General features: G+C 36.1%; 3 protein-coding genes. All 3 read right to left on the bottom strand.

Features of this window, described 5'->3' with window-relative positions:
- Positions 1-214 precede the first annotated feature (214 nt).
- Positions 215-1,330: a hypothetical protein gene (locus EHO58_RS08095; protein ID WP_135679607.1), complete on the bottom strand. Its 1,116-nt coding sequence runs from the start codon at positions 1,328-1,330 to the stop codon at positions 215-217.
- Positions 1,331-1,603: 273 nt separating this feature from the next.
- Complete coding sequence (locus EHO58_RS08090; RefSeq protein WP_135679606.1) at positions 1,604-1,930, bottom strand: hypothetical protein; 327 nt, start codon at positions 1,928-1,930, stop codon at positions 1,604-1,606.
- Positions 1,931-2,219: 289 nt separating this feature from the next.
- On the bottom strand, positions 2,220-3,023 hold the full coding sequence (locus EHO58_RS08085) for a hypothetical protein (protein WP_135679605.1): 804 nt from the start codon (positions 3,021-3,023) through the stop codon (positions 2,220-2,222).
- Positions 3,024-3,126 lie beyond the last annotated feature (103 nt).

Here is a 3,126-nt window from a genome sequence, read left to right as displayed (position 1 = left end):
CTCCAATATGACTGTTATTTTGAATATATATTCGATTACAAATCTAATTTTCACCATGTCGCCTAACGACCAAGGTGTTCCGACGTTTGCAATGGCACGAGTTTGCTCATGCAAACGAAGTGACAGAAGCAAATGTGGCGAAGCCCGAGCGAGTGAGTCGCGAAAGCGATCTCCGAGCGGAGCGGAAGCACCGACAGTTAGACGACGTTTGTATTTATTGACCGAAAATTTCTTTGAGAGGATCAATATATGAGTTTGGCTTCCAACCCTTTAGAATTCGATCAAAAAGAAAACTATCAAGCGCGTTTAGACTAATGCCAAGTTCGGTCCCTAAGCCCCCAGGATTTAATGTTTCTATAATCTCTCCCAAACCAGTAAAAAATGAAAATCTAATAGCTTTACTTGGAAATTTGTCAATTATATCTACTCTCGTCACATCATCAATGTAGCTTTTCAAAAGTCCGTGCTCAATGGGTTTATCTTTAACCCAATCCTTAAACTTAATTCCTTTCTCTGCGATTTCGACGATTTTGTCAAATGGGACAAGACCTGAATTAACCGACTCACGAATAGCTTTTGAATTATTGAATACATGATCTTGAAAATGGCTTATCTCATGTTTTGATCTTCTAACTTTATCAAGTATATATTCGACTCTTCTTTCCAATATTTTAGAATTGATAGGATCAATGAATAAATCTGAACCCAACTCGGTAGTTAAATTAATGTTATCTCGAGTAAAAAGTATATGAGAAAGTAATTGTGAGTTAGAAATACTTGAATGCGATGGCGGAATTTGAGCATGATAAAGCTCATTAATTGCGATATAATCTAGATTAGTTCTCACTTGATATTGAGATTCTCTCAGTTTTTCAATATCGAATATAAATTTGTAAGGGGTGTTATATTCAGGAACATATAGATCAAGCAATTTCTTAACACAATCATACACAAAATCCGCTTGTTCAATATCTGAGAAAAAGTCTAATAAAGTCTTATCGGCTTTTGAGCTAACATTAACATTCGAAATAAATTTATTTGATATTCTTCTTAACTTTCCCGAGCCAGCTACTTGATCTCTAAATATTTCCTCGGCAACCTTATCAATCGAATGATTTGGAGAATGAACCCGGACAGCACTAATTATTTCTTTGTCATTAGTAACTTCGGAATGAATACCAACAAGTTCATACTCATAGTTTATTTTTAGAAGGCCCGATTCTAATAATCTAAAAAGAGAATCAACTCCTATAGAATTAACTAATTCTTTTAAAACCAGCTTATTCCCTAATATCCTCACTTCTCCGTAGAATATTAGTAATTCTGCCAATCCTCCCAAATCGATTTCCTTATCAGTGGAATGGGTCGATAACCCTCTGTATAGAATTGATTCAAACATATTTTAATACAAATGTCGTCTAACGACCAAGGTGTTCCGACGTTTGCAATGGCACGAGTTTGCTCATGCAAACGAAGTGACAGAAGCAAATGTGGCGTAGCCCGAGCGAGAGTTGCGTAAGCAATCTCGAAGCGCTGCGGAAGCACCGACAGTTAGACGACCGTGCCGAAGTTAATTAGAAAGACTAAATAGTCTCAAATAAATTTAATTTTTCTTTCGACGAAAAGAAATTCTGCTCAGAAAGTAAATGACAGGCGTCATCCCAATAAGAATAAAAATTGAAAGCTGTTGGTATTGGCCTTGGTAATAATAAAGTTTATGTTTAACCGGAAGATTAGAAACATCAAAATAACCAATTTGAGTAATTTTGAGCCGATAAACTCCTATAAAATTACCTTCCTTACCAAACACAGATAAGCCAGAACGAAAATATCCACAACCTGCATCTTCATGTTTGGCTTCAGTGGTCAACGCAAAAAAACAATATTCATCTGGGATCAGTACAAATATAGCTTTCGAATTCAGTTCCAACGGAAAAGCAATTCGGAAAAATGAGAAGAATATCAATATTATAAAAGCGAGCCTTACAAGTTGCGATTTGAAAAAGTAATTAAAGAAGTCTAATAACATTGTGTCTTAAAGATGGTTTTTTGGCATGTCGTCTAACGACCAAGGCTTGACGACGTTTTACGACGGCGCGAGCTTGCTTTGCAAGCAAAGTGACGGAAGTAAAATGTGCCGAAGGCCAAGCGAGAGTGCTCAGCATCTCGAAGCGAAGCGTCAGAGCCGATAGTTATACGCCGTCGCTTTTTTTGACGAATTAGCTCATCATCCTCAAAACTCCTAATGCTTTTACTATTTCATTCAAGTAAATAATAAACTGAATAGGACTAGTAACAATATCAGCTACTATTGAAAACGGGGTAAGCCAATAGTAGGCGGGTTTTCCTTTGCGTTCATTTATATAGCTTACTATTACTACTCTTCCTTGTACGAACTTATTATCAATAGTTGGAAAGTTGAATTCATACATTCTTTTGACATATCCTTGCGCGTCCAAAACAATAAGTAAGTTCCCTTTAGCCAATTCATATCTATTTAGTCTCACATCATAGGCTTGTCGTTTAGGAGAATTGCAATTTTCTTGCTTAGGAGTATCCGTTTCATCAAAACAAAGAAAGAATTCCCGTGAATGAGCTTTTGAAAGAAAAGCTTTGCCGTTCTTTGTTGCATATATCTCAGGCTTATCGTGATTAATCGTTATATGCATTTCTTTATATATTTTTGTTAGAGACTTGTGCAAAAATATCGAATCAACGTATGATATTTGCAGCCCCCCTTGGGGATTAACTTCCTTTATCTCTGCTTTAATTAATTGCGTATTTGTCTCACACTTAAAAAATGAATTATAGGAATAGCAATTTTCCAAACTTTCGCCCACCGAAGAAATCCCATTAATTTCGATTTCATAGGTCGGAGTTATATATTTCTGATTTAATTTATCGTAAGAGATCGAATCAATTTGTTCAATCGGTATAGGTTTCCACTTACCTTCTGAAAGTTCGAATACTTTAGAAGTTATGCAGTTTGAAAAAAGGAATATTATTAAAAGAATTCGAATCATTTTTTCTATCCATTTTAGCGATGGCGTATAACGACCAAGGCTTGACGACGTTTTGCGAGTCCGAAGGACTTGGCATGAGGCTTGCTATGCAAGACGAATGACA

Origin of the sequence: Leptospira selangorensis, assembly GCF_004769405.1 — a bacterium.
GTDB lineage: Bacteria > Spirochaetota > Leptospiria > Leptospirales > Leptospiraceae > Leptospira_B > Leptospira_B selangorensis.
The sequence above is the reverse complement of the archived record's forward strand: the minus strand, read 5'-3'. Positions and strand labels throughout refer to the sequence as shown.